The sequence below is a fragment of the Streptococcus sp. 27098_8_23 genome, assembly GCF_041432195.1.
GTDB lineage: Bacteria > Bacillota > Bacilli > Lactobacillales > Streptococcaceae > Streptococcus.
On record NZ_JAPVZF010000002.1, the window covers coordinates 134,213 to 149,495 of the forward strand.

Genomic DNA, 15,283 nt, shown 5'->3' on the forward strand with positions numbered 1-15,283 from the left:
CTATTTGACCAACATCTTGAGGGCAGACTTGATATAGTTCTCTGCTGTATCTGTCGTTCCTTCAAAGAATTTCTTGATTTTCTTAAGTTCAGTCGCCTTGTAGCCCAGTGCCAGCATGGCCTCCATAGCTTCTTCCAGTTCTTGGTTTTTAGCGCTAGCTTGCACTGCCACCTTGGCAGGAAGGTCATCTCCTGCAACTACTACCTTGCCTTCCAAGTCCAGCACCATCTGCTGGGCTGTTTTCTTACCAATCTTAGGAAACTTGGTCAGGTAGGTGATGTTTTTCTGCTCAATGGCTTGCACTAAGCCGGCATTATCATCAGCCGCAATAATAGCCAGAGCAGACACTGGGCCAATACCTGAGACTGAAATCAAGCTGAGAAAAAGTTGCTTCTCCTCCTCGGTCGCAAAGCCGTACAGAAGCTCCGCGTCTTCTCTCACCACCTGGTGCACATAGACCTTGGTTTCCTGATGAAGATGCCCTGAATAAGCATAGGGATTGGCTACATGCAAGATATAGCCGATAGAGTTGACTTCCAATACGATGTACTTGGCTGTAATTTTACTGATGATTCCTTTAAAATATTCGTACATTATTTTCACTTTCTATAATTGATTTGCAATTCCGTGTAAATGCGCTGCTCTGATGATAAGAAGCAGCCCAAGTACTGCACACACAATAAAAACGAGCCAAACACCTACAGCACCTGTTGCAGCGCTGATAGAAATCATCGCCCCCGCTAAAATAGACGCTAAAGGCTGCGCCATATTAAGGAAACCTGAGTAGGTTCCGAGCTTATTCTCATTCATCATTTCCGCCCGCAAAACTTGGCTTGGCGGCATGCAGATGAGTTCCCCCATAGTATAGAGAATGGCTAGCAAAAACAGAGCCCAGAAACTCCTGAAGACAATGGTGAAAAGCATACCCAAGTCAAAGATAATACTTCCCAATAAAAACTGCGGTATGATCTTCATTTCCTTGGTCAAACGATTGGCAGTCGTTATGAAGCAAACAATAATCAGGGTATTGATAAAAACCATGATACTGAGCATCTTAGCTCCTGAAATATGAATACCGAAAACACTACTCGCGATGAATGACTCTTTCAAATGAACGGGTATATAATTGTCAATTTGCAACCAGATAACACCATTAAATACAGTCCCTAACGTATAAAGTAGGAAAATTTTGTCCTGAAAAACAGAAACATAATTTTTCACAGTTGCCAAAGGACTGCTACCATGCTCAAAGACCAGATTAGCTGGCTTGCTTTCTGAAAAATATTTCCAAGCGAGGAAAAAATTCAAGAAGCTAATCACCGTCAAAACCAGAAGTAGCTCAAAAAAATGGTGGTCGTAAAAGAAACCTGCAAGCCCTGCTCCTAACATAACGGATACATTGACAAACCAATAACTAATCGTATAAACGAAACGGCGATTTTGCTCGTCGGTCAAATCAATAATCATCGCATCAATAGCCGGCCAAGAGAAAGTTCCTGCGGTCTCTGCCAGCAACATTCCGACAAAAGTCAAAAAGGGAAAAATATGATTAGGCATATTTGCCAGCAGCACAAGAAAGTAGCCACTAGCAAGACCAAAGTTTCCCCAGTCAATGACTTTCTTACGTCCCCAAAGATCCGCCAAATGTCCACCATACAGTCCAGCTAAAAAACCAATGAGTTTGGTTGTGATCATCAATAACCCCGCCCAAAAGGCTCCAAAATATTGAACATAGTACATGGCCATAAAAGGAGTAATGGCACTCTCTAAAATCCGTGCTACAAAGCTCATCCATTCCCGCATTTGAATTTGCTTGGGGAGGGCAAAAAATTCTTTCATCTTTCATTCCTTTTTCATAATTTCTTCGCTTTTTCTTACCTAGTATATCATATTTCCCCGAGACAGACTGCAACAAAAGGTGCACCCTCTGGTTGACAAATAGTACAGGAGATTGTATTCTCATTATAAGTAAAAATTGTTAGGATAAAAGTAGAAAAAGGAGGATAGAATGATGAAACTCGCAGAAAAACTATTTGAGCTCAGAAAGGAAAAAGGTTGGTCCCAAGAGAAGCTTGCAGAACAAATCGATGTTTCTCGGCAGAGTATCTCCAAATGGGAGTCTGGACAAGTCCTTCCCGAAATCGAAAAAATTATTGAATTAAGCAAGATTTTTCAAGTGACAACTGACTATCTACTACTGGATGAAAACTCTGAAAAAGGTTCCTCGGAAGTGATCTTGGAGGAAGACAAGGACAAATACTATAAAGAGGTTAAATCCTATGGTCTCTGGCAGGTGATTTATGTCTTTGTATTGGCTCTGACTATCTATCTCTTTTTAGCTGGTTCTAGTTTCCCAGCCGAATTCACCGCTTGGATCTGGCTGACCTTCGTTCTCTTAATCGCTTCTGCTGTCGCTATCAATAAGGCTCTCAAAACCAAACAACGTTATCTTGATAAGGTCATTGGTCTTGAGACTCCTTCAGACAATGACGACTCTACAAAGCCTTGAATCAATTGAATCATATTTCTCATTACTTTTATAGGACTGGTCTTGTCAAGCAAGTGTAAACCTCATGTCAAGTTGCCCATGTCCAATCAAGTTCCCACCTTAGAAAAACTAAAAAGCCTTGTTCTAAAAGAACAAAGGCTTTTTGTGTTCTTAATATTTTCCCAACTCTCGTAGGCTGGTATGATTCTCCTGAATGCGTCGGAACATCTTTTCCATATCCGACTTAGTGAAATGCACCAAAACAGGACGGCCATGGGGACAGTTATATGGGTTGTCGCATTGAGAGAGCTGATAAAGGAGTTGTCTGGCTGAATGGTCATCGATACGATGGTTGGCCTTGATAGACCGTTTGCAGGACATCATAATAGCCAACTCTGCTCGGTATTTCTTAATCGAAACTTCCTTTGTCAAGAGCAGCATGTCACACATTTCATAGATACCTGACTCAATCTCTTCTTCTGCCATCCAAATAGGATGTTCACGCAGGATGAATTGATTTTCTCCGTACTCTGCTAGAAAGACGCCTACTTCCTCTAAAAGTGCCATTCTTTCCTTGAGACGAAGAGCATCATCCGCAGGAAATTCAAAGATGTAGGGCACTAGGAGTTGCTGCTGGCTCTGGTCAACATTGCCGATGCTTTCACGGTATTCCTCGTACTTAACTCGTTCCTGCGCCGCATGTTGGTCTATGATGTAGAGTCCATCTCGCCCTTGGGCAAAGAGATAAGTCCCGTGCATTTGTCCGAAAAACTCCAACTCTGGGAAGCTGGATGCTTCTTCTCGCTCCAGCTTGTCATAAGCCTTATCGAGACTAGCTAGGTCTAACTCTGGATGATCTAATTGGCCATAGTTAGCAGGCTTTCTCTCTGCAAAATGCAGTTTTGCTGGCTTAGTCAATTGGTCCAAAGTTTCTTTAGCAAACAGGGTTAGATCCCTACCTTCCTCAGTTAATTCAACCTGATGATCAGCCACCTCAGCTTGACTAGGTCTAATTTCCTCTGTTTTTTCATAGTAGAGCGTATTTTCTTTGAGTGGGAGAGTAGTTTGCTCCACCTTTTGACGATTACGCACGGTCGACTTGGCAAGATTTTCCAAGGCATCAGGAATCAAGGCTTGTTCCTTGAGACTATTTGAAATAGCCTCTGAAAGCAGCGCCATTAGCTCTCTTTCCATGGAAATTCGCACTTCTTGTTTGGTTGGATGCACATTGACATCAGCTAGATAGGGGTCGATATGGATGTGAATGACAGCCAGTGGAAAACGCCCTACCATGAGCTTGCTTCCATAACCGTCAAGAATAGCACGGTTGAGCAGAAAGTTCTTGATATAACGCCCATTAATGAAGAGACTGATATAGTTACGGTTTGCTCGGGTTAACTCAGGCAGAGACACAAAACCTGTAATTTCGAAATCTAAGTCAGAGTTCTCAATTTCAATCATCTTCTTGGCACTTGCCAAACCATAAATTCCTGCGATTGCTTGTCGCAGTTGACCAGTCCCTGCTGTCCGCGTCATTTCCTTTCCATCACTGATTAAACTAAAAGAAATCTCAGGATGAGCCAAGCCCAGACGGTTGACAATATCAATGATATGAGACAACTCCGCTTGCTGGCTCTTCATATACTTGAGACGTGCAGGTGTGTTGAAAAAGAGGTCCTCCACACAAACTTTGGTCCCCACAGGACTAGTCGCTGGGATGACTTCCTCAACTTCACCCCCACGCGCAACGAGCTTGGTCCCATGACTCGCACCATCCACCGCCGTCAACAGAGTCAGCACACTAACAGAAGCGATAGAAGGCAGGGCTTCACCTCGAAAGCCGAGCGTCCGAATCCGAAAGAGATCTGCTTGATTTTTTATCTTACTGGTCGCATGACGACGCAGGGCCAATTCCACCTCATCGTGGGCAATTCCATGACCATTATCAGTGATTTGGATTTTCTTGAGACCAGCTTCCTCAATCTCAATGATAATCTGACTAGAACCCGCATCAATGGCATTTTCTACCAACTCTTTGACCACGCTAGCAGGACGTTCAATGACCTCTCCAGCCGCGATCTGGTTTGCCAACACTTCTGGCAATTCAATAATATGAGACATCTTTCAGCCCCTTTCTGTATCTATTTTCCTAGAAATTGATTAGTGCTATTATACCATATTTCAGATGTTACCAGAAAAAGCAAATACCACATAGACTCCAAATCTATCCACATAGACAAAAGCTCTTGCCATGGGTCGTAAAATAGTGGTATACTCAATAAAAATCAAAGAGCAAACTAGAAAGCTAGGCGCAGACAGTACTTTAGTACGGCAAGACGACGCTGACGTGGTTTGAATTTGATTTTTGAAGAGTATTAATAAAGGTGTACAAGAAGTGAGATTAACCTTGTATAAAATGTAAGAAGGGAAATTTATGAAAGTAGAACTACAGATTAAGGAGACTTATGAGGAGGAAAAGCTGATTGTCCAAACTCCTCAGCCGACCGAAAAAGTCCAGAAAGTCATCGAGTTCGCTGAAAATCTTGACCAAAAAGAAACAATCAAAGGAAAGATTGATGATCAGGTCTATCTAGTTAAGATTTGTAAGATACAACGCTTCTATATCGAGAATCGAAAGGTTCTAGCAGAAACTGCATCTCAGACCTATACCATTGATTTGCGTCTCTATCAAGTTCTTGACATTCTGCCGACCACTTTTATCCAAATTTCCCAATCTGAAATCGTCAATATCGACTCTATCTCTCATCTCAAACTCACGCCCAACGGTCTGGTTGAAATTTTCTTAAAAAACGAAAGCTTCACCTACTCTTCACGCCGTTACCTAAAAACCATCAAGGAGAAATTAGAACTATGAAAAAACAAATCTTTCACGATGCAGCCGCTGGTGTACTCATCGGCCTCATCCTCTCTATCCTCTTTTCACTCATTTATGCACCAAATACCTATTCCCCACTGAGCCCCGAGTCTCTGATCGGCCAAGTGATGGCTCAACATCAGGTTCACGGTGCTCTAGTCTTGCTCTACTGCATGATCATCTGGTCAGCTATCGGCGTTCTCTTTAGCTTTGGCAGTCGCTTATTCAGCCGTGACTGGAGCTTGCTCCGTGCCACACTTTCCCATTTCTTCCTTATGCTGGCTGGCTTTGTCCCACTGGCAACTCTGGCTGGTTGGTTCCCCTTCCACTGGACCTTCTATCTCCAGCTCATTCCAGAGTTTGCGATTGTCTACCTCATCATCTGGGCTATTCTCTATAAAAGAGAAGCAAAAAAAGTGGACCACATCAATCAACTCTTGGCCCATAAAAAGTAATAGAGAAAAATCCCACTCACAAAAATGTGAGTGGGATTTTTTTATAACTTTTGTTTGAGCTCGACCAAGACATTCATAGCCTGCATCGGTGTCATATTGTACACATCCAGTTTAGCTAATTCTGCTAGAATAGGATGCTCTTCAGGGGTATCAAAGAGTGACATCTGCTCTGTAACAGCACTTATTTGTCTCATCGGCGCAGGACTTCCCGTCCCTTGATTCTCCAGTTGAGCCAATATTTTATCCGCCCTTGCTAAAAGTTCTGCTGGCAAGCCAGCAATCTTAGCAACGTGGATACCATAGGATTTGTCAGCTGGTCCTGGTTCGATCTTGTGAAGGAAGGTGACCTGCCCATTCTGCTCCAAGGTTGCCACGTGGACATTGACCAAGTGTTCCAAACTGGACTCCAGACTGGTCAACTCATGGTAGTGGGTCGCAAAGAGGGTTTTAGCTCCGATATGTTCATGAATGTATTCGATGATGGATTGGGCAAGAGCCATCCCGTCATAAGTTGCAGTTCCGCGTCCCAATTCATCAAAGAGAATCAAGGAGTCCTTGGTCGCATGCGAAATGGCATTGTTGGCCTCCATCATCTCCACCATAAAGGTTGATTGACCTGAAACCAAGTCATCTGCTGCTCCGATACGGGTAAAGATAGCATCGAAGATAGGCAAATGGGCGCTTTCTGCCGGCACATAAGAACCCAGCTGGGCCATCACCGCCGTCATGGCTAACTGGCGCATGTAGGTTGACTTCCCGCTCATGTTAGGCCCTGTGATTAGCTGAATACTGGTATCTTCTGCCATCTGGATACTGTTTGGAATGTAGGTCTGAGCTCCCATGACCTTTTCGACGACAGCATGGCGCCCTTTTTGGATATCTATTTGTGAATCCTCTCCAAACTCAGGTCTGATCAAATGCTGGGTTTCAGCCACAACTGCGAGACTTTGCAAGACATCAACCGTTGCAATTCCTTGGGCTAGAGCCTGCAAACGCTGGATGTACTTGCTGACTTCCTCACGGATGCGCATAAAGATTTCATACTCTAGGTTGGCTGACTTCTCACGCGCCTCCAGCATATCTCCCTCGATACGGGCTAACTCCTCTGTCCCAAAGCGTTCCGAGTTTTTCAGCGTTGCCTTGCGGAAAAAGTGGGCTGGAACATTTCCCAGTTGCGAATTGGTCACATGGAAATAGTAACCATCTTTTTTATTGTAGTCGATCTTGAGCGTGCTGATGCCAGAGTTTTCCCGCTCCTTAGCCTCAATCTCTGCAATCCAGCTGGTCCCTTCTCTGAGCACTCGGCGGTATTTATCCAAGGTCTCATCAAATCCCGTACGGATAATGCCACCTTCCGTAATCACGTGAGGAGCTTCAGGAGCAATCGCTGCGCTAATCAAGCTCTCCAACTCAGGAATGGCATCCAACTGTGCGATAAGATAGCCCAGAGCAGGCTGCTCCATGCCTTCTAAAATCGCACGAATCCGTGGTACACTAGATAAGGTGGTCGCCAACTGCAAGAGATCCTTTGGATTGGTCTTGCCAAAAGAAACTCGGCTAGCCAAACGTTCGATATCATAAACACCCTTGAGACTGTCCGTTAAATCACTACGCTCAAAGAAGTGGTCAAGAAAGACTTGCACCACCTCTTGACGTTGGATGATTCGTTCCTTATCAATCAAGGGACGATGGATCCAAGAGCGCAAGAGCCGCATGCCCATAGCTGTTTTGGTTTCATCCAAAAGCCAGAAAAGACTCCCCTGCTTCTTGCCTGAACGGGCATTCTCAACCAAATCCAGACTAGCCTTGGTCGCATAATCCATCTGCAAGAAATCTTTAATTTCATAGCGGATAACTGGTTTGAGATGGTTCAATTCTCGCATCTGGGTACGGTGAACATACTGGAGGAGCTTACTAGCTGCCGCTTGCTCCACAGCTGCCAAACGTGAATCCAGTAAATGAAGGTCCTCAAAGCCTTCCTTCTCATAGGAAAGCACCAGATTCATCTGGCGACTGAGAATTTGTTCTTCTTCCTCAGACAAGTCATAACCCAGCACCACTTCTCGCGCCTTGAGGTTACGGACTTCCCCACAAACCAACGTGAAATCCAATAGCCCCGTCACATAAAAGTCACCCGTCACCAAATCCATATAAGCCAGACCAAATTGATTGCCATCACAATCTAAGGAAACCAAGAAATTATTCTGACTATCCGGCTTACTGCTATCAACGACCGTTCCAGGTGTGATGACCTGGACCACCTCTCGCTTGACAACACCAACTGCTTGTTTGGGATCTTCCATCTGCTCGGCTATGGCTACCTTATAGCCCTGCTCAATCAGAACATCGATATACTGCTGGGCAGAATGATAGGGGACGCCCGCCATAGGTATCGGATTTTCTGCATTTTTATTCCGACTCGTTAAGGAAATTTCTAAAATCTGTGCTGCATTAATTGCATCTTCATAGAACAACTCGTAAAAATCACCCATTCGAAAAAGCAAAAAAGCATCTGGGTATTGTTTCTTAATATCCACATACTGTTGCATGCCGGGTGATAGCTTTTCTGTTGCCATTTTCCGTCTCTCCTTGCTAAAAATAAGTCTTGAGAGCACCTCCCAAGACCTTATTTATCTTTCATCAAATCTAGCAAACGATCTTCCATCAGCTTGGCAACGTGCTGGTCTCGACAAATAACCAATAAGGTATTAGCACCAGCAACCGTTCCTAAAATCCATTCATCCTTGTTTGCATCTACAATGTTTGCTAAGACTGCAGCTTCCCCAAGTTTGGTATGAAGTACCAAGGTGAACTCTGCTCTTGCAACACCTTCTAAGTGATGAGACAAAAACTCAACTAAATCAATCTTATCTGTCTCATTTGCTAGTACATAATACACCATATCATTTTTCTTAACCTTGGTCAAGCCGATTTCACGCAAATCACGCGACAAAGTCGTTTGTGTCACATAAACATTACGAGCTTCTAAACGATCTTGAATCTCTTTTTGTGTCCCAAGTTTTTCTTCGGTGATCATCTTTTTAATCAATTGATGCCGTTCTCTTTTTCTCATATTATCCTCTTAAGTGAATATTTATAACAAGTTTTACATTTATTTTATAACTACATTATACCAAAAAAACTAGATAATTCAAAAAAATTCTTTTCTTTCTCAAAAAATGTAGTAAATTGTGTTAAAATAGTAAAAAAGCCCAAAAGGAGCCCTTATGAATACAAAAGAATTGATTGCTAGCGAGTTGGCTAGCGTCGTTGATAGCCTGGACCAAGAGGCTATTTTAAATTTACTGGAAACACCTAAAAACTCAGAAATGGGAGACATCGCCTTCCCTGCCTTTTCTCTAGCAAAAGTCGAGCGTAAAGCTCCTCAAATGATTGCAACAGATATTGCTGAAAAAATCAATAGTCAAGCCTTTGAAAAGGTTGTTGCTACAGGACCTTACGTCAACTTTTTCCTTGATAAATCTGCTATTTCGGCTCAGGTATTACAGGATGTTATCACTGAAAAAGAGCACTATGCCGACCAAACCATTGGCAAGAAAGAAAATATCGTTATCGACATGTCTAGTCCTAATATCGCAAAACCATTCTCTATTGGTCACTTGCGCTCAACGGTTATCGGAGATAGCTTGTCACATATTTTCCAAAAAATCGGCTATCAAACGGTCAAGGTCAACCATTTGGGAGACTGGGGCAAACAGTTTGGAATGCTGATCGTTGCCTACAAGAAATGGGGAAATGAGGAAGCCGTTAAAGCGCATCCAATCGATGAACTTCTTAAACTCTACGTTCGCATCAATGCTGAAGCTGAAAAAGACCCTAGCTTGGATGAAGAAGCACGCGAATGGTTCCGCAAACTGGAAAATGGAGACGAGGAAGCCTTAGCTCTCTGGCAATGGTTCCGTGATGAAAGTTTAGTGGAATTCAACCGCCTTTACAATGAATTACAAGTCGAATTTGACAGCTACAACGGAGAAGCCTTCTACAACGATAAGATGGATGCTGTTGTAGACATTCTCGCTGAAAAAGGACTTCTTGTTGAGTCAGAAGGGGCTCAAGTTGTCAATCTTGAGAAATATGGAATTGAACATCCAGCCCTTATCAAAAAATCTGATGGTGCAACTCTCTATATCACACGAGACTTGGCTGCAGCCCTTTACCGTAAAAAGGAATACCAATTTGCAAAATCCATCTATGTTGTTGGTCAAGAGCAATCTGCCCACTTCAAACAACTCAAGGCAGTACTACAAGAGATGGGCTACGATTGGTTCCAAGACATTGTCCATGTTCCGTTTGGATTGGTAACAAAAGAAGGGAAAAAACTCTCTACTCGTAAAGGAAATGTCATCTTGCTAGAGCCTACTATTGCAGAGGCTGTTAGTCGTGCCAAGGCCCAAATCGAAGCGAAAAATCCTGAGTTAGAAAATAAAGACCAGGTTGCCCACGCTGTTGGAGTTGGGGCTATCAAGTTCTATGATCTTAAGACCGACCGTACAAATGGATATGACTTCGACCTTGAAGCTATGGTATCCTTTGAAGGAGAAACTGGACCTTACGTTCAATACGCCTACGCTCGTATCCAATCTATCTTGCGCAAAGCCGATTTCAAACCAGATACCGCTGGCAACTACAGCCTGAACGATGCTGAAAGCTGGGAAATCATTAAACTACTCCAAGACTTTCCACGTATTATCAATCGTGCAGCAGATAACTTTGAACCTTCTATCATTGCGAAATTTGCGATTAGTTTGGCTCAAGCTTTCAACAAGTACTATGCACATACACGTATCCTAGATGAAAGTCCTGAGCGCGACAGCCGTCTAGCCCTCAGCTACGCAACCGCAGTGGTCCTCAAAGAAGCTCTTCGTTTGCTCGGAGTAGAAGCGCCGGAGAAGATGTAAATCGCCAAAGTTACTTGATTGCAGAGCAATCTAAGTAACTAACGCCAAAGCCTATTCGGACTTTGGCTTGGCGCTTCACTAGTCATGGCCCCTAAATATAATCGATTTAGAGGCCATGACGTCGTAACTATAGTGATTTGGCTTGGCGCTTCACTAATTCACCTAACCAAATAATATCGATTTGGTTAGGCTCATGTCGTAATCTTTTAAATTACTTGAAAGCAATCCGAACGATTGAGCAAAATAACATTTATATTTTGTTCGGCCTTGCAGCTGTTCAATGAAACAATTTATTCACTTTTACTATTTATCACACTGGGAGATTTCCTATGAGCCAATATGCTTATATCCTCGTTGTACTTAGCTTGGTTTTCCTTTTTCTGCTCAATAAGTACGAGAAGGAAAGACTTCAAAGACTATACCAAGAGCAACTCTTGAAGGACGAGACATTTAGGTCTGACATCAAAGAGAAAATTCACACGACTGAAAATATCAATGATGTCATTGCATATATCAATAAAACTTACCATCTGGGAATGTTGCTCTCAAAAGACGTCACAGATCAATTGAAATAATCAAAATCCGAGAAGCTTTCTTCTCGGATTTTTTAGGCTTACCATATTCCCCTTGGAGAAATTTCATTAATGCATGTAAAATTTTTCTGTAATTTTCTATATTTTTTCAAAATGGCCTTGCATTTCTTTTAAGTTTTTTGTAGAATAGTAGCTATATATTCAGATTATTCTGAAAATTCAAAAATAGGATCGTTTATTATGTCACAAGTTACGTTATCAAACCAGTCAACCTGGGCAAGCAAACTAAAGGCAATGGGGCCAGGAATCCTGATGGCTTCTGCTGCTGTTGGAGGTTCTCATATCGTATCCTCTACTCAAGCTGGTGGTTCTTATGGGTGGTCACTACTCCTCTTGGTTATCTTGGCCAATGTTTTTAAATATCCATTTTTCCGTTTTGGTGCCGAATATACTGCCGACACTGGTAAAACCTTGGTCGAAGGTTATGCCGAAAAAGGGAAACTCTATCTCTGGATTTTCTTTGTCCTCAACGTCTTCTCTGCCATGGTTAATACAGCTGGAGTCGCTATCCTTTGCTCAGCCATCATCGCTAGCGCTTTCCCAATGATCGGTCTTAGCATCACTCAATGGTCCCTTATCCTTGTTGCAGTCATTTGGGCCATGCTACTCTTTGGTGGCTACAAACTGTTGGATGGTATGGCAAAATGGATCATGTCTGCTTTGACCATTGCAACAGTTCTTGCAGTTATCATTGCAGCAATTAAACATCCAGAATACAGCTCTGATTTTGTCGAAAAGACACCTTGGCAAATGGCGGCCCTCCCTTTCATCGTTTCCCTCTTAGGATGGATGCCTGCTCCTATTGAAATTTCAGCCATCAATTCACTCTGGTCTGCTGAAAAGAAAAAGACCGTCAACTTTAATACAGCGGACGCTCTTTTCGACTTTAACGTTGGTTACATTGGAACTGCTATCCTAGCTGTATTCTTCGTGGCACTAGGAGCACTGATTCAGTATCCTACCGGGCAGGCAGTTGAAGCCGCTTCAGCCAAGTACATTTCTCAATTTGTTGGTATGTATGCCTCTGTTCTTGGAGAATGGTCCCGTTATTTGATTACCTTTATCGCCTTTCTCTGTATCTTTGGAACAGTCATCACCGTTATCGATGGTTACTCTCGTGTCAATCAGGAATCGCTACGACTCTTGATTCGTCAAAAAGAGGATACTCGTAAATCTTTGAACATCTGGATGACCATTACCGCTATCATTGGTATCGTAATTATTAAATTCTTTGCTGGTCAAGTTTCTACCATGCTCCGCTTTGCCATGATCGGTTCTTTCCTGACAACACCATTCTTCGCTCTTTTGAACTATGTTTTGGTGACACGTGAAAATAAAAATCTTCCTTCTTGGCTAAAACTCCTCGCTATCGCAGGATTGATTTTCCTCTTTGGCTTTGCTATTTTCTTTATCTATGCACTTGCCATCGGAAAAGCAGGATAGTTTATAAAATGGCACCCTGACAGGGTGCTTTTTGTATACACAAAAAGCAGTTGAAAATCTCAACTGCCCCTCAGTACTACTTTATTTTTCTGTTTCTAACTCATACAAGTCTGCAATGATTGCTGCGACTTTTTTAATATCTCCCAGCATGCCTCTCATTTCAAAATCAGCCAAAACTGGGAATCCAAAACGCTGGCTGTACTGCTTGGCAGTCAGGCAGTATTGGTTATTAAAATTGCGATTACCAGATCCCACTACCCCAAAACACTTACTAGCATTGTCTCCATAGGCGATAAAGTCGCCCACTGGAGTCGTAAGAATCTCAACATCGCCGTTGTCGACACCATTTCCACCTTCTAAATAGGTTGGTAAAAAGGCGACATAAGGATGGTCCATCTCAAAGAAATCTTTCCCTTCCTTGACCAAATCCTTGATATGGATTTTTTGGACCTCAATTCCCTCATACTGAGACAGGAGATAGTCCTTGAGTCGGGTTACAAAACTCTCTGTATTCCCACTCAAACTGATATAAACTAAGGATATTTTTTTCATATTGACCTCGATTTTTATGTTTACGATATAAAAAGAACTACCAAAATTGTAACTTGATAGTTCTTTTTTGTCAATACTTAGGCAACTTCTTCTGCTTCGGCTTCTTCAGCCAAATCTTTTTGCTGGCGCCACATCTTGTAGAATACCAAGGCTAAAAAGAGGACATTGATGATGATGAACAAAATATTCGTTCCTTGTGCTAATGCTCCCATTCCTAAGCCGAGGGTAGTATCTTTGATTAATTGAACTGCATCTTGAACGTTCATATAGCTATAAACCAAACCAACAATAGCTAGTAGAACATAGCCAATATAAGCATAGTTTGCAAATTGGACGTTTTTACGAACTAAGAACACAAAGGCTACCACAACTAAAATAGCAGATAAAACAATCAAAACTACATTAAAAATTGAGTGCGATGACGCTGTTACTTGGTAAGTATAGTTGACTGTGTCTTCTAATTGCTGAGCAGTAAGCGTCCCGCTATTCGCCAGACTAGCACGAAGCACATCTTTACTTGGCAATGGACTCAAGATTCCAAATAATGACATAGATGAAATAAGGGCTGATAGGACTAACAAGACCCAAAGATAAATAGGATTCTTTTTCATGTTTTCCTCCATAAGATATTTTGAACATTATAGCATTTTTTGTACAGGAATACAACTTTTACAAGCTGGTTTCAACTTGTTTTCGGTAAGCTTTTGGTGATTTTCCGCACAATTTACGGAAAACCTTGTAGAAATATCCAACATTACTGTAGCCAACTGCATAGCAAATATCTTCGATACTATCACTGGTCGAAAGCAAGAGTTGTTGCGCCGCCTTAATTCGCTGTTTATTGAGCAATTCCGCAAAAGTCGAGTTGGTTTCCCTCTTGATCAGCTGACCGAGATAGACAGGATTGATAAAGAGATCCTTGCTAATATCCTTAAGTGAGAGCTCTTTCTGATAATCACGCCCAATCACCTCCAGAACGCTCACCACATTTTCATTCATGCGGTACTGGCCAAAGAACTTGGTCAAGGTTTCTTTGATATAGGCAACCAATTCTTCAAAGGTGTTAATGGCATGGATAGCTTTGACAATCTCGGTCATATCATCTGCTTTTAGGTGTTCAAACAAATGAAAGACATCCATGACAAACTGGGTGAAGAGCTGCTTCGTGATGGCCACGCGCGGAGTATTCTCCAAAACAACCTTCTCTAGCAGGGTCAATTCTTCGATGATTTGATTGATATTCCCTTGGATAATCACCCGATAAATCGGCTCGTAATAAGCAAACAAACTCTCGGATTTTTCTAGATTGACTGAACCGTAAAAGAGGGCTTTTTCTGCGTTGATTTTCCATTTTTCAAAGGCTTGTTGGTAGGGCGCTCCAAAAGGCGTTACTACGATTCCATCTAGTGGTTGATCAGAGATAAAAATCTGCCAGTCTTGCCCCAAAACATAGTAAGGAATAGTGAAAGAACCTTGTTTTTCCTTGGAAAGACCTATCCACCAGTTGTCTTTATCTGCTAAGAACTTGACAAAGCCTTCTTCATCCAATTCTTGGCTGAGAGTCTGGCTTTGCTCCACCTTTTCCTGAAGTTGGCTCGCAATTTTTTCTAATAAATGACTCAACTCCACCTTATCCACCGGCTTCACCAGATAATCCACGACACTCAAATTCATTGCTTTCTTGACATAGTCAAACTCCTGATAGCCAGACAGCAAGATATAATAGGCATCTGGGAGAATCTCCTTCATCTCCTTGATCATCTCCAGTCCTGTTTTATCCGGCATATTGACATCCGAAATAATCACATCAACTGGATGATGCTTGACATAGCCCAGAGCATCGTCAGCATGATTGGCTGTTGCGACAACTTTCATATCCCATTTTTCAAAAGGAATCAAGCGCTTGAGCCCCTCTGTCACCATGTACTCGTCGTCTACTAATAAAACTTTATACATTT

Annotated in this window: 14 protein-coding genes; 6 read left to right on the plus strand and 8 right to left on the minus strand. The window is 42.4% G+C overall.

What is annotated here, in order from left to right:
• Positions 1-594, minus strand: coding sequence for a Holliday junction branch migration protein RuvA (gene ruvA / locus O3652_RS04595; RefSeq protein WP_125412501.1), 594 nt, complete (start codon positions 592-594; stop codon positions 1-3).
• A 12-nt stretch (positions 595-606) separates the two neighbouring features.
• Positions 607-1,839 carry an MFS transporter gene (locus tag O3652_RS04600; protein WP_049484717.1) on the minus strand — a complete coding sequence of 411 codons (1,233 nt, stop codon included), beginning with the start codon at positions 1,837-1,839 and terminating at the stop codon, positions 607-609.
• 172 nt (positions 1,840-2,011) lie between these two features.
• On the opposite strand from O3652_RS04600, the gene O3652_RS04605 reads away from it, so the two are divergent.
• Complete coding sequence (locus O3652_RS04605) at positions 2,012-2,509, plus strand: helix-turn-helix domain-containing protein (protein ID WP_371590142.1); 498 nt, start codon at positions 2,012-2,014, stop codon at positions 2,507-2,509.
• A 150-nt stretch (positions 2,510-2,659) separates the two neighbouring features.
• Here O3652_RS04605 and mutL read toward each other — a convergent pair whose 3' ends face one another.
• Positions 2,660-4,609 (minus strand): DNA mismatch repair endonuclease MutL, encoded by a 1,950-nt coding sequence (gene mutL, locus O3652_RS04610; protein WP_371590107.1) that lies wholly within the window; start codon positions 4,607-4,609, stop codon positions 2,660-2,662.
• A gap of 313 nt (positions 4,610-4,922) precedes the next feature.
• Between mutL and O3652_RS04615 the strand changes: the two genes are divergently transcribed.
• Together O3652_RS04615 and O3652_RS04620 are read left to right on the plus strand one after the other, a co-directional pair.
• Positions 4,923-5,363, plus strand: coding sequence for a LytTR family DNA-binding domain-containing protein (locus O3652_RS04615; protein ID WP_371590108.1), 441 nt, complete (start codon positions 4,923-4,925; stop codon positions 5,361-5,363).
• Complete coding sequence (locus O3652_RS04620; protein ID WP_371590109.1) at positions 5,360-5,818, plus strand: DUF3021 domain-containing protein; 459 nt, start codon at positions 5,360-5,362, stop codon at positions 5,816-5,818. The genes O3652_RS04615 and O3652_RS04620 overlap by 4 nt, the downstream gene beginning before the upstream one ends.
• Positions 5,819-5,859: 41 nt before the next feature.
• Here O3652_RS04620 and mutS read toward each other — a convergent pair whose 3' ends face one another.
• Both mutS and argR read right to left on the minus strand, forming a co-directional pair.
• Positions 5,860-8,394, minus strand: coding sequence for a DNA mismatch repair protein MutS (gene mutS, locus O3652_RS04625; protein ID WP_371590110.1), 2,535 nt, complete (start codon positions 8,392-8,394; stop codon positions 5,860-5,862).
• Between the two features lie 50 nt (positions 8,395-8,444).
• Positions 8,445-8,891 carry an arginine repressor gene (gene argR, locus O3652_RS04630; RefSeq protein ID WP_001231483.1) on the minus strand — a complete coding sequence of 149 codons (447 nt, stop codon included), beginning with the start codon at positions 8,889-8,891 and terminating at the stop codon, positions 8,445-8,447.
• 154 nt (positions 8,892-9,045) lie between these two features.
• On the opposite strand from argR, the gene argS reads away from it, so the two are divergent.
• From argS to O3652_RS04645, 3 genes are all read left to right on the plus strand, one after another.
• A complete protein-coding gene (gene argS, locus O3652_RS04635; protein WP_371590111.1) occupies positions 9,046-10,737 on the plus strand; it encodes an arginine--tRNA ligase in 1,692 nt (563 codons plus the stop codon).
• A gap of 329 nt (positions 10,738-11,066) precedes the next feature.
• On the plus strand, positions 11,067-11,312 hold the full coding sequence (locus tag O3652_RS04640; RefSeq protein WP_033630439.1) for a hypothetical protein: 246 nt from the start codon (positions 11,067-11,069) through the stop codon (positions 11,310-11,312).
• 198 nt (positions 11,313-11,510) lie between these two features.
• Positions 11,511-12,773: an NRAMP family divalent metal transporter gene (locus O3652_RS04645; protein WP_198464302.1), complete on the plus strand. Its 1,263-nt coding sequence runs from the start codon at positions 11,511-11,513 to the stop codon at positions 12,771-12,773.
• 81 nt (positions 12,774-12,854) lie between these two features.
• Here O3652_RS04645 and nrdI read toward each other — a convergent pair whose 3' ends face one another.
• The 3 genes from nrdI to O3652_RS04660 form a co-directional block, all read right to left on the minus strand.
• Complete coding sequence (nrdI, locus tag O3652_RS04650) at positions 12,855-13,325, minus strand: class Ib ribonucleoside-diphosphate reductase assembly flavoprotein NrdI (RefSeq protein ID WP_268711618.1); 471 nt, start codon at positions 13,323-13,325, stop codon at positions 12,855-12,857.
• Positions 13,326-13,402: 77 nt separating this feature from the next.
• Positions 13,403-13,936 carry a hypothetical protein gene (locus O3652_RS04655; RefSeq protein WP_000740041.1) on the minus strand — a complete coding sequence of 178 codons (534 nt, stop codon included), beginning with the start codon at positions 13,934-13,936 and terminating at the stop codon, positions 13,403-13,405.
• 58 nt (positions 13,937-13,994) lie between these two features.
• A complete protein-coding gene (locus O3652_RS04660; RefSeq protein WP_371590112.1) occupies positions 13,995-15,281 on the minus strand; it encodes a response regulator in 1,287 nt (428 codons plus the stop codon).
• Between the last annotated feature and the right edge of the window lie 2 nt (positions 15,282-15,283).

Coding starts and splice junctions, on each gene's coding strand:
- ruvA (WP_125412501.1), bottom strand. CDS start 594: ATGTACGAATATTTTAAAGGAATCATCAGTAAAATTACAGCCAAGTAC.
- O3652_RS04600 (WP_049484717.1), bottom strand. CDS start 1,839: ATGAAAGAATTTTTTGCCCTCCCCAAGCAAATTCAAATGCGGGAATGG.
- O3652_RS04605 (WP_371590142.1), top strand. CDS start 2,012: ATGAAACTCGCAGAAAAACTATTTGAGCTCAGAAAGGAAAAAGGTTGG.
- mutL (WP_371590107.1), bottom strand. CDS start 4,609: ATGTCTCATATTATTGAATTGCCAGAAGTGTTGGCAAACCAGATCGCG.
- O3652_RS04615 (WP_371590108.1), top strand. CDS start 4,923: ATGAAAGTAGAACTACAGATTAAGGAGACTTATGAGGAGGAAAAGCTG.
- O3652_RS04620 (WP_371590109.1), top strand. CDS start 5,360: ATGAAAAAACAAATCTTTCACGATGCAGCCGCTGGTGTACTCATCGGC.
- mutS (WP_371590110.1), bottom strand. CDS start 8,394: ATGGCAACAGAAAAGCTATCACCCGGCATGCAACAGTATGTGGATATT.
- argR (WP_001231483.1), bottom strand. CDS start 8,891: ATGAGAAAAAGAGAACGGCATCAATTGATTAAAAAGATGATCACCGAA.
- argS (WP_371590111.1), top strand. CDS start 9,046: ATGAATACAAAAGAATTGATTGCTAGCGAGTTGGCTAGCGTCGTTGAT.
- O3652_RS04640 (WP_033630439.1), top strand. CDS start 11,067: ATGAGCCAATATGCTTATATCCTCGTTGTACTTAGCTTGGTTTTCCTT.
- O3652_RS04645 (WP_198464302.1), top strand. CDS start 11,511: ATGTCACAAGTTACGTTATCAAACCAGTCAACCTGGGCAAGCAAACTA.
- nrdI (WP_268711618.1), bottom strand. CDS start 13,325: ATGAAAAAAATATCCTTAGTTTATATCAGTTTGAGTGGGAATACAGAG.
- O3652_RS04655 (WP_000740041.1), bottom strand. CDS start 13,936: ATGAAAAAGAATCCTATTTATCTTTGGGTCTTGTTAGTCCTATCAGCC.
- O3652_RS04660 (WP_371590112.1), bottom strand. CDS start 15,281: ATGTATAAAGTTTTATTAGTAGACGACGAGTACATGGTGACAGAGGGG.